This window comes from Serratia sp. BNK-17 (assembly GCF_048684935.1).
Taxonomy (GTDB): domain Bacteria; phylum Pseudomonadota; class Gammaproteobacteria; order Enterobacterales; family Enterobacteriaceae; genus Serratia; species Serratia nematodiphila.
This window is the reverse complement of the sequence record NZ_JBLQTR010000001.1, coordinates 3,520,259-3,544,326: the sequence shown is the minus strand read 5'-3', so window position 1 is coordinate 3,544,326 and position 24,068 is coordinate 3,520,259. Positions and strand designations below refer to the sequence as shown.

General features: G+C 61.9%; 25 protein-coding genes and 1 pseudogene. 20 read left to right on the top strand and 6 right to left on the bottom strand.

Annotation, left to right across the window (positions count from 1 at the left end; all coding sequences use genetic code 11):
- The first annotated feature begins 442 nt into the window (after positions 1 to 442).
- A complete protein-coding gene (locus ACMGF7_RS16790) occupies positions 443 to 652 on the top strand; it encodes a hypothetical protein (protein ID WP_004935132.1) in 210 nt (69 codons plus the stop codon).
- Positions 653 to 805: 153 nt separating this feature from the next.
- Entirely contained in the window at positions 806 to 1,813 is a 1,008-nt protein-coding gene (locus ACMGF7_RS16785; protein WP_044030943.1) for an NAD(P)H-quinone oxidoreductase, read from the top strand.
- Between the two features lie 44 nt (positions 1,814 to 1,857).
- Here ACMGF7_RS16785 and ACMGF7_RS16780 read toward each other — a convergent pair.
- Positions 1,858 to 2,909: pseudogene (locus tag ACMGF7_RS16780) on the bottom strand (SDR family oxidoreductase).
- A 110-nt stretch (positions 2,910 to 3,019) separates the two neighbouring features.
- Between ACMGF7_RS16780 and ACMGF7_RS16775 the strand changes: the two are divergent.
- Positions 3,020 to 3,919 (top strand): LysR family transcriptional regulator, encoded by a 900-nt coding sequence (locus tag ACMGF7_RS16775; RefSeq protein WP_197842699.1) that lies wholly within the window; start codon positions 3,020 to 3,022, stop codon positions 3,917 to 3,919.
- 36 nt (positions 3,920 to 3,955) lie between these two features.
- Here ACMGF7_RS16775 and ACMGF7_RS16770 read toward each other — a convergent pair whose 3' ends face one another.
- The 3 genes from ACMGF7_RS16770 to ACMGF7_RS16760 form a co-directional block, all read right to left on the bottom strand.
- Positions 3,956 to 4,348 carry a YidB family protein gene (locus tag ACMGF7_RS16770; protein WP_004935144.1) on the bottom strand — a complete coding sequence of 131 codons (393 nt, stop codon included), beginning with the start codon at positions 4,346 to 4,348 and terminating at the stop codon, positions 3,956 to 3,958.
- A 95-nt stretch (positions 4,349 to 4,443) separates the two neighbouring features.
- On the bottom strand, positions 4,444 to 4,692 hold the full coding sequence (locus tag ACMGF7_RS16765) for a GlsB/YeaQ/YmgE family stress response membrane protein (RefSeq protein ID WP_004935146.1): 249 nt from the start codon (positions 4,690 to 4,692) through the stop codon (positions 4,444 to 4,446).
- Between the two features lie 14 nt (positions 4,693 to 4,706).
- Positions 4,707 to 4,904: a glycine zipper domain-containing protein gene (locus ACMGF7_RS16760; protein ID WP_004935148.1), complete on the bottom strand. Its 198-nt coding sequence runs from the start codon at positions 4,902 to 4,904 to the stop codon at positions 4,707 to 4,709.
- Between the two features lie 629 nt (positions 4,905 to 5,533).
- On the opposite strand from ACMGF7_RS16760, the gene ACMGF7_RS16755 reads away from it, so the two are divergent.
- Together ACMGF7_RS16755 and yjdN are read left to right on the top strand one after the other, a co-directional pair.
- Positions 5,534 to 6,454 (top strand): Kdo(2)-lipid IV(A) acyltransferase, encoded by a 921-nt coding sequence (locus tag ACMGF7_RS16755; RefSeq protein ID WP_049240704.1) that lies wholly within the window; start codon positions 5,534 to 5,536, stop codon positions 6,452 to 6,454.
- Between the two features lie 176 nt (positions 6,455 to 6,630).
- On the top strand, positions 6,631 to 7,050 hold the full coding sequence (gene yjdN, locus ACMGF7_RS16750; protein WP_021505787.1) for a VOC family metalloprotein YjdN: 420 nt from the start codon (positions 6,631 to 6,633) through the stop codon (positions 7,048 to 7,050).
- Positions 7,051 to 7,065: 15 nt separating this feature from the next.
- Here the strand turns inward: yjdN and ACMGF7_RS16745 are convergent, their stop codons facing one another.
- Positions 7,066 to 7,260, bottom strand: a complete 195-nt coding sequence (locus ACMGF7_RS16745; protein WP_049240706.1) for a hypothetical protein — start codon at positions 7,258 to 7,260, stop codon at positions 7,066 to 7,068.
- Positions 7,261 to 7,420: 160 nt separating this feature from the next.
- On the opposite strand from ACMGF7_RS16745, the gene ACMGF7_RS16740 reads away from it, so the two are divergent.
- Together ACMGF7_RS16740 and ACMGF7_RS16735 are read left to right on the top strand one after the other, a co-directional pair.
- Complete coding sequence (locus ACMGF7_RS16740; RefSeq protein ID WP_049240708.1) at positions 7,421 to 8,974, top strand: sensor domain-containing diguanylate cyclase; 1,554 nt, start codon at positions 7,421 to 7,423, stop codon at positions 8,972 to 8,974.
- A gap of 479 nt (positions 8,975 to 9,453) precedes the next feature.
- A complete protein-coding gene (locus ACMGF7_RS16735) occupies positions 9,454 to 10,347 on the top strand; it encodes a Kdo hydroxylase family protein (RefSeq protein ID WP_049240709.1) in 894 nt (297 codons plus the stop codon).
- 43 nt (positions 10,348 to 10,390) lie between these two features.
- On the opposite strand, the gene paaZ is transcribed toward ACMGF7_RS16735, so the two are convergent.
- Positions 10,391 to 12,457 (bottom strand): phenylacetic acid degradation bifunctional protein PaaZ, encoded by a 2,067-nt coding sequence (paaZ, locus tag ACMGF7_RS16730; RefSeq protein ID WP_197799118.1) that lies wholly within the window; start codon positions 12,455 to 12,457, stop codon positions 10,391 to 10,393.
- 316 nt (positions 12,458 to 12,773) lie between these two features.
- Here paaZ and paaA point away from each other — a divergent pair, with 316 nt between their 5' ends.
- From paaA to paaY, 13 genes are all read left to right on the top strand, one after another.
- On the top strand, positions 12,774 to 13,712 hold the full coding sequence (gene paaA, locus ACMGF7_RS16725; protein ID WP_164095710.1) for a 1,2-phenylacetyl-CoA epoxidase subunit PaaA: 939 nt from the start codon (positions 12,774 to 12,776) through the stop codon (positions 13,710 to 13,712).
- Between the two features lie 21 nt (positions 13,713 to 13,733).
- Positions 13,734 to 14,021 (top strand): 1,2-phenylacetyl-CoA epoxidase subunit PaaB, encoded by a 288-nt coding sequence (gene paaB / locus ACMGF7_RS16720; RefSeq protein WP_004935173.1) that lies wholly within the window; start codon positions 13,734 to 13,736, stop codon positions 14,019 to 14,021.
- A gap of 8 nt (positions 14,022 to 14,029) precedes the next feature.
- Positions 14,030 to 14,788 carry a 1,2-phenylacetyl-CoA epoxidase subunit PaaC gene (gene paaC, locus ACMGF7_RS16715; protein WP_049240713.1) on the top strand — a complete coding sequence of 253 codons (759 nt, stop codon included), beginning with the start codon at positions 14,030 to 14,032 and terminating at the stop codon, positions 14,786 to 14,788.
- A gap of 9 nt (positions 14,789 to 14,797) precedes the next feature.
- Positions 14,798 to 15,295 (top strand): 1,2-phenylacetyl-CoA epoxidase subunit PaaD, encoded by a 498-nt coding sequence (paaD, locus tag ACMGF7_RS16710; RefSeq protein WP_015378350.1) that lies wholly within the window; start codon positions 14,798 to 14,800, stop codon positions 15,293 to 15,295.
- 13 nt (positions 15,296 to 15,308) lie between these two features.
- Positions 15,309 to 16,367 carry a 1,2-phenylacetyl-CoA epoxidase subunit PaaE gene (paaE, locus tag ACMGF7_RS16705; protein WP_015378351.1) on the top strand — a complete coding sequence of 353 codons (1,059 nt, stop codon included), beginning with the start codon at positions 15,309 to 15,311 and terminating at the stop codon, positions 16,365 to 16,367.
- An 8-nt stretch (positions 16,368 to 16,375) separates the two neighbouring features.
- On the top strand, positions 16,376 to 17,149 hold the full coding sequence (gene paaF / locus ACMGF7_RS16700; RefSeq protein ID WP_044030937.1) for a 2,3-dehydroadipyl-CoA hydratase PaaF: 774 nt from the start codon (positions 16,376 to 16,378) through the stop codon (positions 17,147 to 17,149).
- Between the two features lie 3 nt (positions 17,150 to 17,152).
- Positions 17,153 to 17,944, top strand: a complete 792-nt coding sequence (gene paaG / locus ACMGF7_RS16695) for a 2-(1,2-epoxy-1,2-dihydrophenyl)acetyl-CoA isomerase PaaG (RefSeq protein WP_123895347.1) — start codon at positions 17,153 to 17,155, stop codon at positions 17,942 to 17,944.
- Positions 17,945 to 17,946: 2 nt separating this feature from the next.
- Positions 17,947 to 19,479 carry a 3-hydroxyacyl-CoA dehydrogenase gene (locus ACMGF7_RS16690; RefSeq protein WP_420286532.1) on the top strand — a complete coding sequence of 511 codons (1,533 nt, stop codon included), beginning with the start codon at positions 17,947 to 17,949 and terminating at the stop codon, positions 19,477 to 19,479.
- Complete coding sequence (gene paaI, locus ACMGF7_RS16685; protein WP_015378355.1) at positions 19,476 to 19,916, top strand: hydroxyphenylacetyl-CoA thioesterase PaaI; 441 nt, start codon at positions 19,476 to 19,478, stop codon at positions 19,914 to 19,916. The genes ACMGF7_RS16690 and paaI overlap by 4 nt, the downstream gene beginning before the upstream one ends.
- On the top strand, positions 19,913 to 21,118 hold the full coding sequence (gene pcaF / locus ACMGF7_RS16680) for a 3-oxoadipyl-CoA thiolase (protein WP_004935196.1): 1,206 nt from the start codon (positions 19,913 to 19,915) through the stop codon (positions 21,116 to 21,118). The genes paaI and pcaF overlap by 4 nt, the downstream gene beginning before the upstream one ends.
- A gap of 15 nt (positions 21,119 to 21,133) precedes the next feature.
- Positions 21,134 to 22,441, top strand: a complete 1,308-nt coding sequence (gene paaK, locus ACMGF7_RS16675) for a phenylacetate--CoA ligase PaaK (protein WP_049240725.1) — start codon at positions 21,134 to 21,136, stop codon at positions 22,439 to 22,441.
- Positions 22,442 to 22,519: 78 nt separating this feature from the next.
- Positions 22,520 to 23,458: a phenylacetic acid degradation operon negative regulatory protein PaaX gene (paaX, locus tag ACMGF7_RS16670; protein WP_197799724.1), complete on the top strand. Its 939-nt coding sequence runs from the start codon at positions 22,520 to 22,522 to the stop codon at positions 23,456 to 23,458.
- Positions 23,459 to 23,470: 12 nt separating this feature from the next.
- A complete protein-coding gene (gene paaY, locus ACMGF7_RS16665) occupies positions 23,471 to 24,067 on the top strand; it encodes a phenylacetic acid degradation protein PaaY (protein ID WP_004935205.1) in 597 nt (198 codons plus the stop codon).
- Position 24,068 lies beyond the last annotated feature (1 nt).

The window sequence follows — 24,068 nt, the reverse complement described above, 5'->3', positions numbered from 1 at the left end:
ACTCCTCCTGGTGTTGAACACAACAAGCTGTGTTGCAAATCTTTATGCGCCTCCCTATAGGCGCTTTTTTTTGCCTATCCCTCAAAGCGTCTCCCGATTACAGATTGCTCTCATTGCCCCACAAAGTGATGAATGTCACAAATACGCCTCCTTGCCATTCTTATTCGGAGGTAACGTTCATGGCCACAGGATCCCTTGCCCTCCTGGCCGTCTTGGCCGGCATTGCGGGCTTCGCCCTCTACAAGCATTTAAAATCTCAGAAAAAAAGCACACTCGTCCACCCGCACGATCGGTAACCGACAACGCGCTTTCACCGCGAAGGCCCGGCACATCGCACGCCGCGCCTTCGCGAGCTGTCATGCTTTCATCACAAAATTGTCACATTATGGCCATATGATGATTCGCGTTTATCCGCTCTGGCTTAACACCAAGGATTTCGCCCATGACCATAATTAAAGCTGCAAACCATCAGGAAGCAGAAAAACTCATCCGCGCCGGCACCGCCAAGAAAATCGAACTGGCTTACGATATCGGCAGCGACGACTTCTTCCAGCTTGCCAGCCTGTGGTGCGATAAAGGCGCCAAAATCTCCAAAGGAAAAGAACACTTCATCGTCTCGTTAAAAGGGTTCCGCATCCCGCCTAACGATTAATGCCCTGCCGCCCATCGCGGCGGCTTCGCCTCTTCCTCGCAAAACCGCTCTATTCAACCACGCGCGCCTCATTCGATTTCGCTAAGCTAACAGCAGACTTTATTGCGGACGTTTCGCCTGATAACCACGTCCGCCACGATGAGGAGAGTAACCATGTCAACAAATGCAGCGCTGCCCGGCACGATGAAAGCGATTGAAATCAGCCAACCGGGCGCTCCCGACGTTCTGGTCGTTACCGAACGCCCGGTGCCCGCTCCGCAAGCGGGCGAACTGCTGGTGAAAATCGCCGCCGCCGGCGTTAACCGCCCCGACGTGCTGCAGCGCCAGGGGAACTATGCGCCGCCGCCCGGCGCCTCGGATATCCCCGGACTGGAAATTGCCGGCGAAGTGGTGGCCATCGGTGAAGGCGTGACCCACTTCGCGCTCGGCGATCGGGTTTGCGCCCTTATCGCCGGCGGCGGCTATGCGGAATACTGCACCGTGCATGAAAGCAATGCGTTGCCGGTGCCGGCGGGGCTGAGCCTGACCGAGGCCGCCGCGCTGCCGGAAACCTTCTTTACCGTCTGGGTCAACGTGTTCCAGCGCGGTCATCTCAAAGCCGGCGAAACCGTGTTGATCCATGGCGGCACCTCCGGTATCGGCACGGTCGCCACCATGCTGGCGAAGGCCTTCTGCGCCCAGGTGATCACCACCGTCGGCTCCGAAGAGAAACGTCAGGCCAGCCTGGCGCTGGGCGCCGACGTGGCGATTAATTACCGCAGCGAAGACTTTGTCGCACGCACCAAAGACGCCACCAACGGTAAAGGCGCCGACGTCATCGTCGACCTGATCGCCGGCGATTATGTCGCCAAAAACTATCAGGCCGCAGCGATGGAAGGCCGCATCGTGCAAATCGGCACGCAAAACGGCGTGGTGAAAGAGCTCAATCTGATGCCGCTGCTGTTGAAACGCCTGACCCATACCGGGTCGACGCTACGCTCGCGCAGCGTGGCGGACAAAGCGCAGATTGCCGCCGATCTGCGCGAAAAGGTTTGGCCGCTGCTGGAGCGCGGCGTGCTGAAACCGCAAATTTTTAAAACCTTCCCGCTTGAGCAAGCCGCCGCCGCGCATACGCTGATGGAGTCCAGCGAGCACATCGGCAAGATCATGCTGACGTTCTGAGCCCATTCCCCGCGGCCGGTGCTGCGGAGAAACCAATGCCACGTTCAGGGAATGATGCCGCGGCGGCGGAACTCATCGAACAGTGAGAAAAACATGGCTTCGGTTTCGACAAACTGGTGGAAACCGAAGCGCCGCGCCTTGCTGCCATCCGCGAACATGTCATAGTCCCAGGAAAAGACGAAATCGGCGAAACGCCAGCCGGCCACCGCGCGATAGTCCGGTTCGGCCAATTGGTGCCGCTGCGCCAGCTCCCGCCACAGCGACGCTTTGTCCGTCATCATGACCTCCAGCGACATCGGCAGCGGCGGCGCGCATTCCAGCCCAAAGTAAGCGGCGATTTTCGGCCACATCTCGCTCCAGCGAAACAGATCGCCGTTGTTGATATTAAACGCCTGATTGGCCGCCGCAGGTTCGGTCGCCGCCCACAGCGTGGCGCGCGCCAACAGCCCGGCGTCGGTCATTTCCAGCAGGCTGTGGTAAGCGCCCGGTTTACCCGGGAAGCGCAACGGCAGCCCGAGCGCTTTACTGATCGACGCGTAAACCGCGATGCTTAACGCCAGATTCATCGGGTTGCCGAGGGAGAAGCCCCCCACCACGCTTGGACGGATGGCGCTCCAACGCCAGCGCTTGCCGGCCTGCCGCTGCGCCAGATACTGCTGCTGCGCCACGTTAAACTCCGGCGGCATATGCCCGGCATCGCTTTCGCGCGCCGGCGTTTTAAACGGCCCCAAATGCGCGCCATACACCTTATAGCCCTGCATCAAACTGATGTGCTCCAACGCCGGCGCGATCGGCTCCAGCCCTTCGACAACGTGTTGCAACATCTGCAGGTTCGGCGCCACCAGCCCCGCCCAGTCCGGCGCATCCTGATAGGCGGCATAGAAAACGTGACTAATCGCGCTCAGCGGCCGCAGCGCGTCGCGCGTCGCCGCCGCATCCAGCAGATCAATCTGAAGGTGGCGCATCCCCGGCGCCGATTGTCCCCCCGGCGCGAGACGCCCACCACTTGCCAGCCCTGGCCGGTCAGCTCCTCAATCAATCGGCGCCCAATCACGCCATTGGCGCCGATCACCAATGCCTGTCGCTTTGTATTCATCTTGCCACTCCTCAGGTTGTCGATACCCTGAGTGTCATTGATTAGTAATACTTGCGGTAGAAGAGACCTTACACTAACACTTATAAGAAAAATCTATAGGCAAGATCGACATGGATAAGCTGAACGCAATGAAAACCTTTATGCGGGTGGCGGAGCTGGGCAGCCTGTCGGCCGCCGCTCGCGATCTGCGTTTGACGCAGCCGGCGGTCAGTCAGCAAATCGCCGGTCTGGAGCAGCAACTGGGGGCACAACTGCTGTTTCGCAGCACCCGGGCGGTCACCCTGACCGATGCCGGCAGCAGTTATTATCAGCGCCTCAAACCGATTCTGGCGGCGGTCGACGAAGCGGAAGAAGCGCTGCACGGCCAGCACCACCAGCTACAGGGCAATCTGCGCATTCATGCCCCGACCGGGTTCGGGCAGTTGCACGTCACGCCGCTGGCCATCGCTTTCCAGCAACGTCATCCGAACCTCGCCATCGAGCTGCTGCTGGACGATCGTCGCGCCGACGTGATCGGCGAAGGCATCGACGTGGCGCTGCGTTTCGGTGAACTGCATGCGCCCGGCATGGTGGCTAAACGTTTGGGCGAGCTGCAACGCCTGCTGGTGGCGTCACCGGCCTACCTGGCCAAGTATGGCGCTCCACGTTCGCCGGCGGAGCTGGCTAAACATGCGCACATTCGTTACAGCGGTTTGAACGACGGCGATACGCTCACTCTGTTCGGGCCGCACGGCCCCGAGATGGTCGCTCTGCGGCCCACGTTCCGCGCCAACAATACGCTATCGCTGCTGGCCGCCATTGAGGCTGGAGCCGGTATCGGCGGCGCCCAACGGCCTTTAATCGCCGAGCAACTGGCGACGGGGGCGCTGGTGCCCGTTTTGCCGGAATACCGCTACCCGCCCATGGCGCTGCACGCGGTCTATCCCGCTTTACGTTTTATTCCGGAGAAAGTGCGCGCCTGGGTGGCGCATCTGCAGCAGGCGTTGACGGCGATCGAGGGAATTAGCTGAGTGAATGCTCCCGGCCAGACGCCGGGAGCCTAATCATTACTTGAACAGTTTACCGACCATATCGCCCAGCTCGTTGCTGTCTTGCTGCACTTCACCGTTTGGTGAGGCGGCATCCGCGACCGTTGGCAAGAACTGTGCAATGGTGCTGGACGCCTGTGCAGGATCGATGCCCAGCTTTTCAGCCAGTTGGTTGATGGCGTCGCTACCCAACGCCTGCTGCACATGGTCGCCGGTAATCGGCTGATTTTCGCCATTGCCGAGCCAGGAACCGACGATATCGCCGAACTGCCCCTGACGGAACTTGTCCAAAATGGCCTGCAGGCCGCCTTGTTGCTCGACCCACTGCATAATGGCGATGTAGTCGATACCTTTACCACCGTTGGCGCCGCCGCCCAGAATGTTACCCAATACGCTATCGAACAGACCCATGATATTCCCCTTTCAGCGGGTACGGCCCGCGCCGCACCGCCGGATTGATTTCACGAAAAAGGGCCGCCGCGGCGACCCTGTTGAGCAACGGCTGCTTAGCCTTTGATCTTCCTGTAGACAAAAAGCACCACCAGGGCACCGATGACCGCCACCACAAAGCTGCCCAGGTTAAAACCGTCAACGCGGCCCATACCGAAGAAGGTGCTGATATAGCCGCCGACGACGGCACCCACGATCCCCAATATAACGGTCACAATAAAGCCGCCGCCGTCTTTGCCCGGCATAATCCACTTGGCCAGGATACCGGCGATTAAACCAAAAATGATCCAGGAAATGATGCCCATATTTACTCTCCCTATTACCTTTTGCCTAACAGAAATCCTATTACCAGGCCCACGACGGCGCCGGCGCCTATCCCCGCCCAAGGGTTATCCTTGAGGCAGGCACATGATTGCTCGAGCGCTGCTTTTACACCGCTGCTCACTTCGCAGGCGGTGGTTTTCACGTAGTCGCTCGGTTGCTCAACACCGTTTAGATCGTCATTTTCATATGACATGTCAAATCCTTACAGACCAACCCTCTGAGAATTTCGTCACATGTTTCGCGCCAGGTGCCATCCGCTCCGCGATCTTGCTCTGGGCAATCTGCCCGCTGCCGCTCAATGCGGAGGCGTCCGGCGGCAAACGCACAACTTCACACTATGACTATAGTAAAAAATCAGCGGTTTACCTATTTCCGTCCGTCTGAATTTCACCATACAAAAAACGATCTGATTTCATCCCGCTGTCATCTTGCAAGGCTAAACTTTAAACATATCCTCCGGGAGGAAACGCCGATGTTCAATGCACCTTTTGTCCTGATCCTCGCGCTACTGTACGCACTGGCCGCCGCTTGGGACGGTTCCGTAGCGTTACTGTTTCATTAAGGTTACATAGCCGTTGTCACTTTTGCGATGCGCTTAATTGTGTCTTTATTTTTCAATTTCGCCAGCCGATTGAAATAGCGGAAAATATCCCCTCATCCCTCGGTAAAAATCCTATTTCGCTTCGTTTTTCGCCTGCGTTTAAATAAAGCGTAAAAAAAAGCATTAATGGAAAATCCTGTTTAGCACAAAATATTCTATCATCTTCCTCATGACAATTTGGGTTAAGGTCCCATTGGCAAAGAAAAGGAATAACAGGAAAAATGCTTTCTAACCAACGTTTTGAGCGCGAATTCTTGCGCCCTCGTTATTGGTTGTTGTGGATAGGACTGGGAATACTCTATCTCTTGGTATTACTGCCCTACCCGCTCATTTATCGGCTCGGACACGGCCTTGGCAGAATAGCCATGCGCCTAATGAAACGCCGGGTAAAAATAGCGCGCCGCAATTTAGAACTCTGTTTCCCCGCAATGCCCACCGCCGAGCGCGAGGCGCTGATCGTCAAAAATTTTGAGTCCGTCGGCATGGGCCTGTTCGAAGTCGGCATGGCCTGGTTCTGGCCCGACTGGCGCATCGCCCGCTGGTTCAAGGTGAGCGGCATGGAAAACATGCGGCTGGCGCGTCAGGACGGCAAAGGCGTTCTGCTGATCGGTCTGCATTTCCTGACGCTGGAACTGGGCGCGCGCATTTTCGGCATGCAAAACCCCGGCATCGGTGTGCATCGCCCGCACAACAACAAGCTGATGGAATGGGTACAGACCCGCGGCCGGCTGCGCTCGAATAAATTCATGATCGATCGTAAAGATATCAAAGGTATGATCCGCAACCTGAAACAGGGCGAAATCCTGTGGTATGCGCCGGATCACGATTATGGGGCGCAAAGTAGCGTATTCACACCGTTCTTCGCCGTGGAAAATGCCGCCACGACCACCGGCACCTTTATCCTGGCGCGCATGGGGCGGCCGTCGATCGTGCCTTTCGTGCCGCGCCGCCTGCCAAATGCTCAGGGCTATGAGCTGATCGTGCAGCCGCCGTTGACGGACTTCCCGCTGGATGATGAAACGCGCGCGGCGGCCAAGATGAACCGCGTGGTGGAAGAACAGGTGCTGCTGGCCCCCGACCAATACATGTGGCTGCACCGCCGCTTTAAAACCCGCCCACCCGGCGAACCGTCGCTGTATTGACCCCCACGTGCCTTTGCCCGTCACACCGCCGGCGAAGGCGCGCTCACCTCGCACAAGCATTCTGCGCCAGGGGAACTACACTAGTAAGTCACCGACGGCAATTATTGCCGCCAGCAATCATTTCGTCCGCCCGAGAGTCGGTCGTTGCCTGTCGGGCCATAATCGAGGTCAATGTCATGCTGGTACAACCCTATCTGTTTTTCAGCGGTAACTGTGAGCAAGCGATTAACTTCTACGTACAGCAGTTGAATGCCAAAGTTGAAATGGTCATGCGCTTTAAAGACATGCCCGAAGAAGCCCGGCAAGGCGGATCGCAGGACGTCAATCCGGAAGCGATCATGCATGCGCGCCTGCTGATCGGCGAAGGCGTGCTGATGGCCTCCGACGGCTGTCCGCAAGATGACAGCGGCGGTGCTTCTCACAAAGGTTTCTCGCTGTCGCTGAACCCCAGCGATGCGGAACAAGGACGCAAACTGTTCGACAATCTGGCGCAGGGCGGCCAGGTGACGATGCCTTACCAAGCCACCTTCTGGGCCAAAGGTTTTGGCATGCTGACCGACAAATTCGGCGTCAACTGGATGATCAACGTCGAATAACCCGTCATGGCGCCGCTAACTATAGCGGTGCCAGTCATACGCCGCCTTGGCGAACAACACGAACAGCAGCGCCAACAGCGCTAATCCCAACCGCCAATAGGGCGAGCGGCGGCGGCGCCAGGCGAAGTACATCATTACCGCCAGCGTTCCCAGCGTAAGGGGGTAATACACCGCCAGCGTCAGTAAAGCGATAATGATATAATCCGACATTGCTCTTTCACTCCGACGTATTCACACCGCCGCTGATGCGGGTTGCGATCGGCCTTTCGCCTTACCGCCTCGTTAAGGACTAGTGGTCTGCCGCATTTATGCATAAAATATAAGACTGCTCTTAACTCAAATCGAGCGATAATCGCACAACAAGGGTGACATGACTCAGCAGCAACCCATACAGGATGCCGTGCCGGCGCGCAGCGTTAAAAGCTCCCCATTATTATTTCAGGCCGGCGTGTTTGTCATCATCGTTGCCGCCACGCTGATCCTCTTTAACAGTTGGCAAATCTGGAACGCGCACCAGCGCGACCTGCGCAGCGCCGAACATGAATCCGCCAACCTCGCCCGTTCGTTGGCGCAGCATGCCGACGATACATTCATGCAGGTGGACGGCAATCTGCTCGATCTGACCGAACGTCTCCAGACCGACGGGCTGGGCTCATCGCAGCTGACGCGACTGCAGCGGGTGATGCAAACGCAGGTCAGCTATCTGCCGCAGCTGCATGGGCTGTTCATCTACGATGCGGATGGCCGCTGGCTGGCGACCTCCTCGGGCAAATTCATCAAGGACGCCAACAACGCCGATCGCGATTACTTCAAATACCATCAAAACCGCGATGGCGGCGGTCTGTACATCGGCAAGGTGATCCGCAGCCGCACCACCGGCGAGCTGATCATTCCCGTTTCGCGGCGTTTCAACAATCCGGACGGCAGCTTTGGCGGCGTGGTGCTGGCGACGCTGTACGTCGATTATTTCCGCCAGTTTTACGACAGCTTCGCCCTCAACACCGACGCCTCACTGAACCTGCTGCTGGCGGACGGCACCATCCTTTACCGCCGCCCATATTCGGCGGCGTCGATCGGTAAAAACATCGCCAAGGGTGTGCTGTTCAGCGAAATTTTGCCGCATTCGGAATTCGGTAACGCCACCATCACCTCGCTGTACGACAAAGTGGAACGCATCTACGGCTATTCGCGGGTCAATCGCTTTCCGTTGGTGATCGCCGCCGGGCTGTCGAAACGCGACGTGCTGGCGGACTGGCGCACCGACGCGGGTCTGTTCGCCGCCGGTGGCCTCTCTCTGTTGATGATCCTATTGGCGATGGGCATGGTGCTGCTGCGGCAAATCAAGCACAGCATGCAAACCGAAGCCGAGCTGATGCGCACCCGCGATCAGCTGACCAGCATCAACCAGATGCTCGAAGAACTGGCGCTGCTGGACGGCCTGACCGGGCTGGCCAACCGCCGCCAGTTTGATATCGCGCTGAAGAACGAGCTGGCGCGGGCTTCGCGCAACTATCGCAGCGTGGCGCTGCTGATGTTGGATATCGACTATTTCAAGCAGTATAACGACAGCTATGGCCACGTCGCCGGTGACCAGTGCCTGCAGCAGATCGGCCAGACGCTGAAAGGGTTGGCGTGCCGCAGCAACGATATTCTGGCGCGCTACGGCGGCGAAGAGATGGGGATTATCCTGCCGGATACCGACGTGCAGGGCGCGCTGATTTTCGCCGAACGCGTCATCCAGGCGGTGCGCGATCTGAAGATCCCGCATCTGGGCAACCCGCACGGCATCGTCACCATCAGCATCGGTATCTGCGCCAAAGTGCCGCATATGTATAACGATACGCCGATCAGCTTTATCAATGAGGCGGACAGTGCGTTGTATCAGGCCAAGAAAAAAGGCAAAAACTGCATTTACGGCGCTTAATCATTAATCGGGCCACCAAATTTTGGCGGCCCGATTTATTACCAACCAAAATGAAATAATTCCTCTCCGCAACATTATTTTCCCGGGTTACCCTGCGCTCTGAATAAAATAACGCCAATAATAAGCGTAATATTTATTTCCATTAAAATTCAACAAGATGAAAAACCGCCATTCCACAGACAATTCGTGCCATTTTTGATTATTCGTGCCTACGCACAGCCCCGTTTAGCCCTCGTTTACTTTTCATTGGTATTGCCGGTGATATCCTTATCAGGACTATTCTCTATATCAGGAAGCCATCGCACGCTTCGGCGCACTGCGCCCTGCTGATACATCCATAATAGAACCCACAAATTTCACGTTGCAATTGAGCGGCCTGCTGACGCCGCTCCAGCCAGCCACTGCGCAAGCCAGTGCAGCCAATCACGCGGCAACCTGAAAGACGGGAATAAAGCGATATAGATTTGCGAGGAGATCTCATGCCTACTGGCGATATTATGCGTGAACAGGCCGTCCTGACGCTGCCGTTGCGACAATGGGCGGCAGCGGAAGCATCCAGCGCGGTCAGCGAACTGGAACAGGGCAAGGTACTGTTTCTGCCCGAACTGGCCTTCACCCTGTCTGAGCAGGAAATGCCGCTGCTGGATCCGACGCTGGTCGATCCGAAGCGCAAAAACATCAGCTATCAACCGCTGTCCGGCAAGCTGACCGGCGTCGCCGTCGCGGAACGTCGGCAACAGGTTCAGCAACTGCTGGAGCGCTATTATCAATCTTGCCGCCAGCTGATCGCCGGGCTGTTGCCCGAGTATCAGGAGGCGCTGCGCCACCCGACCGGCAGCCTGCGTTTGCACCCGGTTTCCGCCTGGCGTGCGACCAGTTCCTGGCGCAAAGACGACAGCCGCCTGCACGTTGACGCTTTCCCGTCGCGCCCGAACTACGGCGAACGCATTCTGCGCATTTTCACCAACATCAACCCGCACGGCGAGCCTCGCCAATGGCGCGTCGGCGAGCCGTTCCCTGAGCTGGCGGCACGCTTTATGCCGCGCCTCGCACGCTACTCCGCCCTCAGCAGTTGGCTGCAGCATCAGGTGCGCATCACCAAGACCCGCCGCAGCCATTATGACCACCTGATGCTGCAGTTGCATGACGCCATGAAGGCCGACGGCGATTATCAGCAACGGGGTCCGCAGCTGGCGCTGGAATTCCCACCGGGCAGCAGCTGGATTTGCTTCTCGGATCAAACGCCGCACGCCGCAATGGGCGGCCAGTTTATGCTGGAACAGACCTTCCTGTTGCCGGTGAACAAGATGCAGGATCCGCAGCGTTCGCCGCTGAAAGTGCTGGAACAGCTGCGCGGGCAGTCGCTGATCTGAATGGCTCGCCGCCGCCGGGGCGCCGGCGGCGGCGAAACGCGCATTATGCCTCGAAGTCCCCTTGCTGGCGCGCCACCAGCGTCAGGATGCTGTACAGCGCCACCGGTTGCTGTTCCTGATTCAACACCTGAACATCCCACACCACCACGCCGTGCGGCCGATCTTCGGCGGTTTTCTGCGGCTTGCGGATTTTCTTTTTGCAGGTCAGCCGCACCTGAATGGTGTCGCCGATCTTCACCGGTTCAATAAAACGCAGATTCTCCATGCCATAGTTGGCGATCACCGGCCCGACGGCGGCGTCGACAAACAGCCCGGCCGCAGCGGACACCACAAAGTAACCGTGCGCCACCCGCTCGCCGAACAGCGAATCGGCAGCGCCGATCTTGTCCATGTGCGCGTAAAAGTGGTCGCCGCTCAGGCAGGCGAAGTTGACGATATCCGCCTCGGTCACGGTGCGGCGCGCGGTCAACAGGCTGTCGCCCAGCTGCAGCTGCTCGAAATATTTGCGGAACGGATGCACCGGATGCTCAGCGACCGGCGCGCCGCGCACCCATTCGCCGCCGATGGCCGCCAGCATCGCCGGGCTGCCCTGGATCGCCGTGCGCTGCATATAGTGCTTCACCGCGCGCAGTCCACCCAGCTCTTCACCGCCGCCGGCGCGCCCCGGGCCGCCGTGCACCAGCATCGGCAACGGCGAACCGTGGCCGGTGGATTCCGCCGCCGCCTGCTCATCCAAAATCAGCATACGTCCGTGAGCGCAGGCCGCCGCGCGGATAAAGCGCTTGGCCAGCGCCGGATCGGCGGTCACCAGCGATCCCGCCAGGCTGCCCTGCCCCAGCAACGCCAACGCGATCGCCTGCTCGGTATCCGCATACGGCATCAGCGTCGCCACCGGGCCGAAGGCCTCAGTGCCGTGCACCGCCTGATGGGTGAACGGATCGGCGCAATACAGCAGGGTCGGCGGATAAAACGCCCCGCCGCGCGCGCCGTCGCCCATGACTTCCAGCTTATCCAACGACGCGCCGCACAGCGGTTCGCAGCCGTTGCGCAGCAGGAACTCCACCTTGCTTTGCACATCATCACGCTGCTCGTGGCTGACCAGCGCCCCCATGCGCACCTGCTCCAACTGCGGGTCGCCCACCGTCACCCCCGCCAGACGCTGCAACAAGGCCTGACGCACCGCCGCCACCTGCGCCGCCGGCACGATGATGCGGCGGATCGCGGTGCACTTCTGCCCCGCCTTGGCGGTCATTTCACGGCATACTTCTTTGATAAACAGCGCAAATTCCGGCATCTCCGGCGTCACGTCTTCCGCCAGCACGCAGCAGTTGAGCGAATCCGCCTCCATGGTGAACGCGATCGATTTCTCCAACAGCCGCGGATGCGCCCGCAGCCGCTGGCCGGTCTGCGCCGAACCGGTGAACGTTACCGCATCCTGATAATCCAGGTGCGCAAACATGTCGCCGACGCCGCCGCATACCAACTGCAGCGCGCCTTCCGGCACCAGCCCACTGTCGACGATCAGCCTGACCATCGCCTGCGTCAGCTGCGCGGTGGCGGTGGCCGGCTTGATGATGGCCGGCATGCCCGCCAGCCAGGTCGGCGCCAGTTTTTCCAGCATGCCCCAGCAAGGGAAGTTGAAGGCGTTGATATGCAGCGCCACGCCGGGGCGCGAGGTCAATACGTGGCGGGCGGCGAACTGCGCCTGTTTCGACAGCGGGATCAGCTCATCTTCCGGCCACAGCGTATCGTCCGGCAGATCGCGGCCGGCCATGCCGGCATAGGCGAACAGCGTGGCGATGCCGCCTTCGATATCGACCCAGCCGTCGCTGCGCGTCGCCCCGGTTTGATAGGAAATCTGATACAGCGCCTCTTTATGCGCCAGCAAGTGTTTCGCCATCGCTTTCAGCATCTGGGCGCGCTGCTGGAACGTCATGTGCGCCAGCGCCGGGCCGCCGTGGCTGCGGGCATAGCTCAAGCTGGCCGCTAACGGCAGGCCGTCGGAGCAAACCTGGTACAGCGCTTCGCCGGTTACGGCGTGACGGATCTCGCGCGCCTCTCCCTGCCCGTACACCCAGGCGCCAGAAAGATAACTGTGTAACTGCTGCATGTGCCCTCCGGAATTCATAAATTTTCACAATACAGCTTAATTACGTATCACATAAATGCCAGTCGACGCCAAACTCAATTTTAACAAAAAGAGAACAAGAAGCGCTTTCAAGCCGTTTCCCCTGGCATTAACACGGAGTCACTGCTTATATTTATCAAATAAAATCAAAAAATTAACAAAAACACTTGTGAGTACGCTCGCAAAACCACATAAATCTCGTTTGATCTTTTTGTTATCAGTTTGTAGCCTTATGGTTAGTTAAAGTGATTCACATTTTATATTTAGTGTGAAAAACACGAATCACCAAGAGGCAAGCATGACAACTGACGCACAGTATCAGCAGCATTTCGACGACAAGATCGCGGCGGATATCGCCATTGAGGCTAAAGACTGGATGCCGGACGCCTATCGTCAGAACCTGATTCGGCAGATCGGCCAACACGCCCACTCGGAAGTCATCGGCATGCTGCCGGAAGCCAACTGGCTGACGCGCGCCCCCACGCTGCGCCGCAAGGCGGTGCTGCTGGCCAAAGTGCAGGATGAGGCCGGCCACGGTCTGTACCTCTACAGCGCCGCCGAGACCCTCGGCTGTTCGCGCCAGGACATCTACCAAAAGATGCTCGACGGCAAGATGAAATACTCCTCTATCTTCAATTACCCCACGCTCAACTGGGCGGATATCGGCGTGATCGGCTGGCTGGTCGACGGCGCCGCCATCGTCAACCAGGTGGCGCTGTGCCGCGCGTCCTACGGCCCCTATGCGCGGGCGATGGTGAAGATCTGCAAAGAGGAGAGCTTCCACCAGCGCCAGGGCTACGAGGCGGTGATGGCGATGGCCAACGGCAGCGACACGCAGCGCGCCATGCTGCAGGACGCCATCGATCGCTTCTGGTGGCCGGTGCTGATGATGTTCGGCCCGAGCGACGCCGACTCCCCCCACAGCGCCCAGAGCATGGCGTGGAAAATCAAACGCCACAGCAACGATGAGCTGCGGCAGAAGTTCGTCGACAACACCGTACCGCAGCTGGAAGTGCTGGGCATGACGGCGCCGGATCCGGATCTGCACTGGGATGCCGCTGCCGGCCACTATCGCTTCGGCGAGATCGACTGGAGCGAGCTGCATGAGGTGATCAAAGGGCGTGGCCAATGCAACCACGAACGCCTGCAGGCCAAACGCCGCGCCTGGGAAGACGGCGCCTGGGTGCGTGACGGCGCCATGGCCCACGCCGCGAAAAACGCCGCTTCCGCCGCATAGCCAACATAAGGAACCGAGATCATGAGCCACGTTGAATGGCCGCTGTATGAAGTGTTTATCCGCAGCAAACAAGGGCTGGCGCATCGCCACGTTGGCAGCCTGCACGCCGCCGACGACCAAATGGCGCTGGAAAACGCCCGCGACGCCTACACGCGCCGTAATGAAGGCTGCTCGATTTGGGTGGTGCAATCCCGCCATCTGATCGCCTCGCAGCCGGAAGATCGCGGCGCCTTCTTCGATCCTTCTGAAGACAAGATCTACCGTCATCCGACGTTTTACACCATTCCCGACGGCATCAAGAACATGTAGAGGCGACCATGACGGTTAACGATCCGCGCATCAGCTATTTGCTTCGCCAGGGCGACACGCCTCTGATCCTCGCCCAGCGCCTGTGCGCCTGGTGCGGCCACGCGCCCGAGCTGGAGATCGATCTGGCGTTGGCCAACATCGGGCTCGATCTGCTCGGCCAGGCGCGCAACTTCCTGGGCTACGCCGCCGAACTGGCCGGGCCGCCCTGCAGCGAAGACAGCCTGGCCTTCGGGCGCGACGAACGCCAGTTTCATAACCTGCTGCTGGCGGAACAGCCGAACGGCGGTTTCAACGACACGTTGGTGCGCCAGTTCCTGCTCGACGTCTACCACGTGCAGCTGCACCAGGCGTTGAGCCGCAGCGGCGATGCGCAGATCGCCGCCATCGCTGCCAAGTCGTTGAAGGAGGCCGATTACCACCTGCGCTTCAGCCGCGGCTGGATGATCCGCCTCGGCGACGGCAACGACGTCAGCCACCGCAAGATCCAGCAGTCGCTGGATAACCTGTGGCGCTTCACCGCCGAGCTGTTCCACGCCGACGCGCTGGAGCTTGAGCTGGCGGAACAGGGCATCGCCGTCGATCCGCGCGAGCTGCAGGCTCCCTGGCAAGCGCAGGTGGAAGAGACACTGCGCCAGGCGACATTGACGCTGCCCGCCGAGCAGGCGTTCCGGCACGGCGGCAAACAAGGCCGACACAGTGAACACCTCGGCCCGCTGCTGGCGGAGATGCAGTTCCTGCAACGCGCCTATCCAAACGGCCAATGGTAGGAGGCCGCGATGAACGTCACTCGTTTGCAACCCGCTGAAATCCCGCAGATTTGGCACTGTCTGCAACAGATCAGCGATCCCGAGCTGCCGGTGCTGTCGATCACCGATTTGGGCATGGTGCGCGACGTGGCGCGCGACGGCAACGGCTGGCGCGTGACCTTCACCCCCACCTACTCCGGCTGCCCGGCCACCGAATTTTTGCTCAACGCCATTGAGCAGCGGCTGACGGCCGCCGGCTTCAGCCCGGTGCAGGTGGACATTCGCCTCAGCCCGGCCTGGACCACCGACTGGATGAACGCCGACGCCCGCGAACGGCTGCGGCAATACGGCGTAGCGCCGCCGCAGGGCCACACCTGCGATCGGCCGCACGCCCACGGCCCGGTAGCCTGCCCGCGCTGCGGCAGCACCCACAGCGAGAAGATCAGCGAGTTCGGCTCCACCGCCTGTAAAGCGCTGTACCGCTGCTGCGACTGCCGGGAACCGTTCGATTATTTCAAATGCATATAGGAGCGCTGACACCATGACGGTCTTTCATCGCCTGAACGTCGCCGCCATCGAGCGCGAAACGCCGGACGCCGTAGCCATCACCCTGCGGGTGCCCGAAGAGCTGCAAAACCAATACCGCTACACCCCCGGCCAGCACCTGACGCTCAAGGCGCTAGTCAACGGCGAAGAGCTGCGGCGTTGCTATTCCATCTGCAGTTCGCCGCAGGAAGGCCTGCTGCAGATCGGCGTAAAAGCGATTGATCAGGGCCGTTTCTCCGGCTTCGTCAACCGCATGCTGAAAGTCGGCGATGCGCTGGAAGTGATGGTGCCGCAGGGGCGCTTCGGCTATCAGCCGCAGGCGGAGCGCCGCGGCAACTATCTGGCGATCGCCGCCGGCTCCGGCATCACGCCGATGCTGTCGATCATCAAGGCGACGCTGCAGCTTGAGCCGGGCAGCAGCTTCACCCTGATCTACGGCAACCGCAACAGCCGTTCAATGATGTTCAAAGAGGCGCTGTCGGATCTGAAAAACCGCTATCCGCAGCGTTTTCAGCCGCTGTACCTGTTCAGCCAGGAGAGCCTCGACAGCCCGCTGCTCAGCGGCCGCATCGACCGTGAGCGCCTGGCGGCGATCGGCGGCGCGCTGCTGGATTTCCGCGACTATGACCACGCCTTCATCTGCGGGCCGGAATCGATGATGGACGACGCGCAGACCGTGCTGGAACAGGCCGGCGTACCGGCCAATCACATCCACAGCGAACGTTTCAACACCAGCGGCCTGGTCGCCCGCCCGCGCCACAGCGGCGATCGCAATGCCACCCGGGTGGCGATCCTGCTCGACGGCCGCCGGTTGGATATCGAGGTCGGCGAACAGGACGACAGCATTCTCGATGCCGCGCTGCGCCAGGGCGCCGATCTGCCCTACGCCTGCAAAGGCGGCGTGTGCGCCACCTGCAAATGCCGTCTGAAGGCCGGCCAGGTGGAGATGGGCGTCAACTACAGCCTTGAGCCGGATCAGCTGGCGGCGGGCTACGTATTGAGCTGCCAGTCGTGGCCGAAAGGCGACGGCGTGGTGTTGGACTTCGACGTCTAGGAGCCGCGATGGATACCCCGTTTATTTTGCATCAGCAGCAACACCGCGTGGTCACGCTGACGCTGCATCGCCCGGAGGCGCGCAACGCCCTGAGCACGCCGTGCCTGGAACAGCTGGTTACCCGGCTGGAGCAAGCTGACGCCGACAGCGGCGTGGGCGCCGTGGTGATCGCCGGCGCGGCGCGCTTCTTCGCCGCCGGCGCCGATCTGCGCGAACTGCAACAACAGGATCTGCCGGCCGCGCTGGCGGACAGCCGTCCGCAGCTGTGGCAACGTCTGGCGCAGTTCAGCAAGCCGCTGCTGGCGGCGGTGAATGGTTATGCCCTGGGCGCCGGCTGCGAGCTGGCGCTGGCCTGCGACATCGTTATCGGCGGCGAAAGCGCCCGCTTCGGCCTGCCGGAGATCACCCTCGGCCTGATGCCGGGCGCCGGCGGCACCCAGCGCCTGATCCGCTGCGTCGGCAAGGCGCGCGCCAGCCAGATGGTGCTGACCGGCGAAGCCATCGACGCCCGCATCGCGCTGCAGGCCGGCCTTATCAGCGAAGTATGCGTCGATGCCCTGACGCTGGAGCGCACGCAGCAGATTGCCGATCGCATCAGCCGCCAGGCGCCGCTGGCGCTGCGCGCCGCCAAGCAGGCGCTGAAACAGGCCGAGGAAATCGGCCTTAGCCAGGGACTGGCGATGGAGCGTCAGCAATTTGTCACCCTGGCCGCCACCGACGATCGCCGCGAAGGCATCGCCGCCTTTTTCGAAAAACGTACGCCAAACTATCAGGGGCGCTGATTTATGGATAACGCATTGATTCTCAGCCATCTCGACGCCGGCGTGTTGACGCTGACCCTCAACCGGCCGGATCGGCTCAACAGCTTTAATGACGAGATGCATCGCCAGTTGAGTGAAGCGCTGACGCAGGCCGAGCGCGACGACAGCGTGCGCTGCCTGCTGATCGCCGGCGCCGGGCGCGGTTTCTGCGCCGGGCAGGATCTCAACGATCGCAACGTCAGCGCCGATCAACAGGCGCCGGATCTCGGCCTGTCGGTCGAACGTTTCTACAACCCCCTGATCCGCCGCCTGACCGCCCTGCCGAAACCGGTGGTATGCGCGGTCAACGGCGTGGCGGCCGGCGCCGGCGCCGCGCTGGCTTTGGCGTGCGACATCGTCATCGCCGCCGACAACGCCAGCTTTATTCAGTCGTTCTGCCGTTTGGGGCTGGTGCCGGATTCCGGCGGCAGCTGGTTCCTGCCGCGGCTGGCCGGCCACGCCCGCGCCATGGGCATGGCCTTGCTGGGTGACAAAATCAGCGCCCAACAGGCGCTGGAGTGGGGCATGATCTGGCAGGTGGTGCCGGCGGATGAATTGGCCGACCGCACGCAAACGCTGGCGCGCCATCTGGCCACCCAGCCGACTTACGGTCTGGGTCTTATCAAGAAAGCCATCTACAGCTCGGCCACCAACAGCCTCGATCAGCAGCTCGATCTGGAGCGCGATCTGCAGCGATTGGGCGGCCGCAGCGACGACTACCGCGAAGGCGTCAGCGCGTTCTTCGCCAAACGCACGCCAAACTTCAGCGGGAAATAGCCATGAACGCGCCCCTTCTTAACGGCCAGGTGGCAGTGATCGGCGCCGGCACCATGGGCATCGGCATCGCCCAGGTGGCCGCCGCCGCCGGCCACCCGGTACGGCTGTTCGACATCGCGCCCGCTGCTGCCCAGCGCGCGATAGACGAACTCGCTCGCCGCCTGCGGCAGCGGGTCGACGGCGGCAAGGCCGACGCCAACGCCACCGAGGCGCTGCTGGCGCGCCTCGAACGCGCCGATTCGCTCGAGCAACTGGCCAACAGCGCGCTGGTAATTGAAGCGGTGGCGGAAAATCTGGCGATTAAGCAGAGCCTGTTCCGCGATCTGGAAGCGGTCTGCTCGCCCACGGCGCTGTTCGCCAGCAATACCTCTTCGCTGTCGATCACCGCCATCGCCGGCGCCTTGCAACACCCGGCGCGCATGGCCGGGCTGCACTTCTTCAACCCGGCGCCACTGATGAAGCTGGTGGAGATCGTCAGCGGTCTGGAGACCGGGGCAGAGACCCTCGCAGCGCTGCAGGCCCTGGCGCAGCGCTGGGGTAAGCAAAGCGTCGTGTGCCGTTCAACACCGGGATTCATCGTCAACCGCGTGGCGCGGCCGTTCTACGCCGAAACCCTGCGCGCGCTGGAGGAACGGGTGGCCGACGCCGCCACCCTGGATGCAGTCATGCGCGACGCAGGCGGCTTCGCCATGGGCCCGCTGCAGTTGACCGATCTGATCGGCCAGGACGTCAATTACGCCGTGACCGACTCGGTGTATCAGGCCTTCTACCAGGATCCGCGCTTCACCCCCTCACTGGTGCAGCAGGAGTTGGTGGCCGCCGGACATCTCGGCCGCAAATCCGGCCGCGGCTTTTACCGCTACGACGCGCAGCGCTCCGCCGCAGAGATGATCGCCTTTGCGCCGCCGGCGCAGGCCGCGCCGCCGCAACGCGTCACGCTGCACGGCGACTGGTCTTCGCTGGCCGATTTCGCGGAACTGTTGATCGAAAATGCGGGGGCGATCAAACAACCTGGCCAGACCAGCCCGTACCTCACGATCGACGACGTTACACTGATGTTAACCAATGGTAAAACCGCCGGCCAACTGGCCGACGAACGTGGAACGCCTGTGGTGCTGTTCGATCTCTGTGCCGACTATGCGCATGCCTCCGCCATCGCCATCAGCTGCGCGGCGCAAAACGGCGCGCAACATAATGCCAACGCGATTCGCCTGCTGCAGTCCCTCGGCAAGCAGGTCATTCAACTGCCGGATTATCCCGGCCTGCTGACGATGCGCACCCTGGCCATGCTGGCCAACGAAGCGCTCGACGTGGTGAACAAAGGCGTCGCCGGCGCCGAAGATACCGATCTGGCGATGCTGCGCGGCGTCAACTATCCGCGCGGCCCGCTGGCCTGGGGCGCCGCACTCGGCTGGCGTCACATTCTGACGACGCTGGAAAACCTGCAACGCTATTACGGCGAAGCGCGCTATCGCCCGATGCCGCTGCTGCGCCGCTACGCTTCCCCCGCCTCTTTCTCAGGAGCCGAACGATGAACGCCAATACGCCGCGCGCGCTGGCTCAGCGCTGCGCCGAACAGATGTTCCAGCAAGATACCTGCGCTCAGGCGATGGGGATGCACATCGACGCCGTCGACGCCGGATACGCGCAGGTCAGCATGACCGTCGGCCCGCAGATGCTCAACGGCCACCAAACCTGCCACGGCGGCCAACTGTTCAGCCTGGCGGACACCGCCTTCGCCTACGCCTGCAACAGCCAGGGGTTGGCGGCGGTGGCCTCCGGCTGCAGCATCGACTTCGTCCGCCCGGCGCTGGCCGGCGATCGCCTCACCGCCAGCGCGCAGATGCGCCATCAGGGCAAAGCCACCGGGCTGTATGACGTCGAAATCGTCAATCAACAGGGCAAAACCGTCGCCTGGTTTCGCGGCCGCGCGCACCGCCTTGGCCACAGCATTTTAGGAGATCAGGCATGAATCAGGCATTTATCTGCGACGGCGTGCGCACCCCGATCGGCCGCTACGGCGGCGCGCTGGCGCAAGTGCGCGCTGACGACCTCGCCGCCCTGCCGCTGCGCGTGCTGCTGGAGCGCCATCCGCAGGTGGATTGGGCACAGCTGGACGACGTGATCCTCGGCTGCGCCAACCAGGCCGGGGAAGACAACCGCAACCTGGCGCGCATGGCGCTGCTGCTGGCCGGGCTGCCGGTCGGCGTTTCCGGCACCACCGTGAACCGCCTGTGCGGTTCGGGCCTGGACGCGCTGGCGATGGCGGCGCGCAGCATCAAAGCCGGCGACGCCGGGCTGCTGCTGGCCGGCGGCGCGGAATCGATGACCCGAGCGCCGCTGGTGATGGGCAAGGCCGACAGCGCCTTCAGCCGCCAGGCGCAGCTGTACGACACCACCCTCGGCTGGCGCTTCGTCAACCCGCGGATGCAGGCCGAATTCGGCACCGATTCGATGCCGGAGACCGCCGAAAACGTCGCGGCGCAGTTCAATATCAGCCGCGCCGATCAGGACGCCTTTGCGCTGCGCAGCCAGCAGCGCGCCGCCCGGGCGCAGGCGCTGGGCCACCTGGCGCAGGAGATAGCCCCGGTCAGCCTCACCGGTAAAAAAGGCGCGGTCACCCTGTTCAGCCAGGATGAACACCCGCGCGCCGACACCACCTTCGAGCAGCTGCAGGCGCTGAAAACCCCATTCCGTCAGCCCGGCAGCGTCACCGCCGGCAACGCCTCGGGCCTGAACGACGGCGCGGCGGCGCTGATCGTCGCCTCCGAAGCAATGGCGGTGCGCCAGGGGCTGACGCCGCGCGCGCGCATCGTTGCCACCGCCACCTGCGGCGTGGAGCCGCGGCTGATGGGCATCGGCCCGCTGCCGGCCACCCGCAAGGTGCTGGAGATCGCCGGGCTGAGCCTGGCGCAGATGGACGTCATCGAACTGAACGAAGCGTTCGCCGCCCAGGCGTTGGCGGTGATGCGCCAGCTTGGCCTGCCGGACGATGCCCCGCAGGTTAACCCCAACGGCGGCGCGATCGCTCTGGGGCACCCACTGGGCATGAGCGGCGCGCGCCTGGCGCTGGCCGCCCTGTTTGAACTGGAACGGCGAGCCGGCCGCTACGCGCTTTGCACCATGTGCATCGGCGTCGGCCAAGGCATCGCCATGATCATTGAGCGTGTCTGACCCCTGAGGCTAACCATGACAATAAATCCACAGCCCCTCAAAACGATCGAATTCGCCTCGCGCGATGAGATTGAAGCGTTGCAGTTGGCGCGTTTGAAGTGGACGCTGCACCACGCCTACGACAATGTGCCGATGTACAGGCGCAAGTTCGATCAGGCCGGCGTACACCCCGACGATCTTAAGCAGCTGAGCGATCTGGCGCGCTTCCCCTACACCACCAAGCAGGATCTGCGCGACAACTACCCGTTCGACACCTTCGCGGTGCCGATGGAGCAGGTGGTGCGCATCCACGCCTCCTCGGGCACCACCGGCCGCCCGACGGTGGTGGGCTACACCCAGCGCGACATCGATAACTGGGCCGATATCGTCGCCCGCTGCCTGCGCGCCGGCGGCGCCACCGCCAAAGACAAGGTGCACGTCGCCTACGGCTACGGCCTGTTCACCGGCGGCCTGGGCGCGCACTACGGCGCGGAGCGGCTCGGCGCGACGGTGATCCCGATGTCCGGCGGGCAGACGGAACGCCAGGCGCAGCTGATCCTCGACTTCAAACCCGACATCATCATGGTGACGCCGTCCTATTGCCTGACGCTGATCGACGAACTGGAGCGCAAGATGGGCGGCGACGCGCGCGGCTGTTCGCTGCGGCTCGGCGTGTTCGGCGCCGAACCCTGGACCGAAGCCCTGCGCCACGAAATCGAATCCCGCATGGGCATCAAGGCGCTGGATATCTATGGCCTGTCGGAGGTGATGGGGCCGGGCGTGGCGATGGAGTGTCTGGAAAGCGGCGGCGGCCCCACCATCTGGGAAGACCACTTCCTGCCGGAGATCATCTGCCCGGAGACCGGCGTCGCCCTGCCGGACGGCGAGCACGGCGAACTGGTGTTCACCACTCTGACCAAAGAGGCGCTGCCGGTGATCCGCTATCGCACCCGCGATCTCACCCGGCTGCTGCCGGGCGACGCGCGCCAAATGCGCCGCATGGGCAAGATCACCGGCCGCTCCGACGACATGCTGATCATCCGCGGCGTCAACGTCTTCCCGTCGCAGGTGGAAGAACAGATCATGCAGTTCGAGCAGCTGTCGCCGCACTATCAACTGCAGGTCAGCCGCAGCGGGCACCTGGACACGCTGGCGGTGCGCGTCGAGCTGAAAGAATCGGCGCTCAGCCTCAGCCACCAACAGCGTTGCGACATCTGCCACCAGCTGCGCCACCACATCAAATCGATCGTGGGCGTCAGCACCGACGTCAGCATCGCCAACTGCGGCGATATCCCGCGCTCGGAAGGCAAGGCGCAGCGCGTGGTCGATCTGCGGCCGCGCTGAGGCGCACGGCGTCACGGATGACGCCGCCCCAAATTATGTTAATGTTGTGGCTCATCGAAGGCTAACCCATGGAAAAATATGGAACATAAACTGGATGAGTTCATTCGCCACGCCGTCGACGCGCAGCCGATCAGCGGCACCTCGCTGATCATTTCGCTGTACGGCGACGCGCTCAGCCACCGCGGCGGCGAAGTGTGGCTCGGCAGCCTGAGCGCGCTGCTGGAGGCCTTCGGCTTCGGCGATCGTTTCGTGCGCACCTCGGTGTTCCGCCTGCAGAAAGAGGGGTGGCTGGCGGTGGAGAGAATCGGCCGCCGCAGCTTCTACCGCGTGACCGAGCAGGGGATGCGCCAGTTCCGCCACGCCGAATCGAAGATCTATCTGCGCGAGCAGCCCGCCTGGGACGGCAAGTGGGAGCTGCTGCTGCTGGAATGCGCCGAAAAAAGCGCGCGCGCGCGGCTGAAAAAAGAGCTGGGCTGGCTCGGGTTCGGGCAGATCGCCAACAACCTGATGGCCGCCCCCACCCATGCGCAAACCGACGTGACGGCGCTGCTCGGCGAATTGAACGCCAGCGAGCAGGTGATCTACTTCCGCGCCGATTACCCCTACAACCGCTCCGAGCAAACGCTGCAGAAACTGGTGGCCGACTGCTGGTCATTGAGCGAGGTGGCGGCCGGTTATCATGAGTTTATCGTCTCTTTCCGGCCGCTGATGGCGCTGCTGCGCGAAGTCGACCCGGCGGCGCTGACGCCGCTGCGCTGTTTCCAGATTAAGCTATTATTGATTCACTTCTTCCGTCGCGTGGTGTTGAAAGATCCGCTGCTGCCGGACGCGCTGCTGCCCGCGCAGTGGGAGGGCCAAATCGCCCGCAACCTGTGCATCAATCTCTACCAGCAGGTCGATCGCGCCGCGACGGAGTACGTCAGCTCGCTGGCGGAGACCACCATCGGCGCCCTGCCCGCGCCGGCCGCCGGTTACTATCGGCGCTTCGGCGGCCTGCCGCGCGACCCTACATATTAAGGAACTCACGCTATGCCTGTGTATCAGATTGACGGCCTGACGCCGGTCGTTGACCCCAGCAGTTACGTGCACCCGACGGCGGTGCTGATCGGTGACGTGATCGTCGGCAAACACGTGTATATCGGCCCGAACGCCAGCCTGCGCGGCGATTTTGGCCGCCTGGTGATCTGCGACGGCGCCAACATTCAGGACAACTGCGTAATGCACGGCTTCCCGCAGCAGGACACGGTGGTGGAAGAAGACGGCCATATCGGCCACGGCGCCATCCTGCACGGCTGCCGCATTCGCCGCAACGCGATGGTGGGCATGAACGCGGTGGTGATGGACGGCGCGGAGATCGGCGAGAACACCATCGTCGGCGCGATGGCGTTCGTCAAAGCCGCTGCGACGATCGAAGCCAACAAGCTGGTGGTGGGCAGCCCGGCGCGCGTGCTGCGCGATCTGACCGAACAGGAGCTGGCCTGGAAGATTGCCGGCACCCGCGAGTATCAGGATCTGGTGCAGCGCTGCAAATCCTCGCTGCACGAAGTGGCGCCGCTGACCGAAATCGAACCGGGCCGCCAGCGCCTGAGCTTCGGCGATCACCTGATCCCGAAAAGCCAGCTTTAAT

Coding starts and splice junctions, on each gene's coding strand:
- ACMGF7_RS16790 (WP_004935132.1), top strand. CDS start 443: ATGACCATAATTAAAGCTGCAAACCATCAGGAAGCAGAAAAACTCATC.
- ACMGF7_RS16785 (WP_044030943.1), top strand. CDS start 806: ATGTCAACAAATGCAGCGCTGCCCGGCACGATGAAAGCGATTGAAATC.
- ACMGF7_RS16775 (WP_197842699.1), top strand. CDS start 3,020: ATGGATAAGCTGAACGCAATGAAAACCTTTATGCGGGTGGCGGAGCTG.
- ACMGF7_RS16770 (WP_004935144.1), bottom strand. CDS start 4,348: ATGGGTCTGTTCGATAGCGTATTGGGTAACATTCTGGGCGGCGGCGCC.
- ACMGF7_RS16765 (WP_004935146.1), bottom strand. CDS start 4,692: ATGGGCATCATTTCCTGGATCATTTTTGGTTTAATCGCCGGTATCCTG.
- ACMGF7_RS16760 (WP_004935148.1), bottom strand. CDS start 4,904: ATGTCATATGAAAATGACGATCTAAACGGTGTTGAGCAACCGAGCGAC.
- ACMGF7_RS16755 (WP_049240704.1), top strand. CDS start 5,534: ATGCTTTCTAACCAACGTTTTGAGCGCGAATTCTTGCGCCCTCGTTAT.
- yjdN (WP_021505787.1), top strand. CDS start 6,631: ATGCTGGTACAACCCTATCTGTTTTTCAGCGGTAACTGTGAGCAAGCG.
- ACMGF7_RS16745 (WP_049240706.1), bottom strand. CDS start 7,260: ATGTCGGATTATATCATTATCGCTTTACTGACGCTGGCGGTGTATTAC.
- ACMGF7_RS16740 (WP_049240708.1), top strand. CDS start 7,421: ATGACTCAGCAGCAACCCATACAGGATGCCGTGCCGGCGCGCAGCGTT.
- ACMGF7_RS16735 (WP_049240709.1), top strand. CDS start 9,454: ATGCCTACTGGCGATATTATGCGTGAACAGGCCGTCCTGACGCTGCCG.
- paaZ (WP_197799118.1), bottom strand. CDS start 12,457: ATGCAGCAGTTACACAGTTATCTTTCTGGCGCCTGGGTGTACGGGCAG.
- paaA (WP_164095710.1), top strand. CDS start 12,774: ATGACAACTGACGCACAGTATCAGCAGCATTTCGACGACAAGATCGCG.
- paaB (WP_004935173.1), top strand. CDS start 13,734: ATGAGCCACGTTGAATGGCCGCTGTATGAAGTGTTTATCCGCAGCAAA.
- paaC (WP_049240713.1), top strand. CDS start 14,030: ATGACGGTTAACGATCCGCGCATCAGCTATTTGCTTCGCCAGGGCGAC.
- paaD (WP_015378350.1), top strand. CDS start 14,798: ATGAACGTCACTCGTTTGCAACCCGCTGAAATCCCGCAGATTTGGCAC.
- paaE (WP_015378351.1), top strand. CDS start 15,309: ATGACGGTCTTTCATCGCCTGAACGTCGCCGCCATCGAGCGCGAAACG.
- paaF (WP_044030937.1), top strand. CDS start 16,376: ATGGATACCCCGTTTATTTTGCATCAGCAGCAACACCGCGTGGTCACG.
- paaG (WP_123895347.1), top strand. CDS start 17,153: ATGGATAACGCATTGATTCTCAGCCATCTCGACGCCGGCGTGTTGACG.
- ACMGF7_RS16690 (WP_420286532.1), top strand. CDS start 17,947: ATGAACGCGCCCCTTCTTAACGGCCAGGTGGCAGTGATCGGCGCCGGC.
- paaI (WP_015378355.1), top strand. CDS start 19,476: ATGAACGCCAATACGCCGCGCGCGCTGGCTCAGCGCTGCGCCGAACAG.
- pcaF (WP_004935196.1), top strand. CDS start 19,913: ATGAATCAGGCATTTATCTGCGACGGCGTGCGCACCCCGATCGGCCGC.
- paaK (WP_049240725.1), top strand. CDS start 21,134: ATGACAATAAATCCACAGCCCCTCAAAACGATCGAATTCGCCTCGCGC.
- paaX (WP_197799724.1), top strand. CDS start 22,520: ATGGAACATAAACTGGATGAGTTCATTCGCCACGCCGTCGACGCGCAG.
- paaY (WP_004935205.1), top strand. CDS start 23,471: ATGCCTGTGTATCAGATTGACGGCCTGACGCCGGTCGTTGACCCCAGC.